Here is a 234-nt window from a genome sequence, read left to right as displayed (position 1 = left end):
TCTCCATCCACTCCTGACATTGCGACGGCTGCAGTTCGGCCGAAGCGGTGCAAGCTGCAATGGCAGTCGCGCAACGCAGCGTTACGGCATCTTATTATTGCGTGGGCGCTGCCCTCAAGCCATCACTCATCATCGCCAATCTGCTTCTGGATCTTCAACAACAGATTGGCCTCGCCTTCGTCTTCATCTCGCATGATCTCGGCGTCGTGGAGCACATTGAGCATCGCGTCGCCG

General features: G+C 57.3%; 1 pseudogene. It reads left to right on the top strand.

The features are described from left to right. Window positions 1-131: 131 nt before the first annotated feature. Window positions 132-234 (top strand): annotated as a pseudogene (locus tag EOD29_RS37770) (oligopeptide ABC transporter ATP-binding protein); the annotation flags it as partial.

The sequence above is a fragment of the Mesorhizobium sp. M1A.T.Ca.IN.004.03.1.1 genome (assembly GCF_003997555.1).
Taxonomy (GTDB): domain Bacteria; phylum Pseudomonadota; class Alphaproteobacteria; order Rhizobiales; family Rhizobiaceae; genus Mesorhizobium.
The sequence above is the reverse complement of the archived record's forward strand: the minus strand, read 5'-3'. Positions and strand labels throughout refer to the sequence as shown.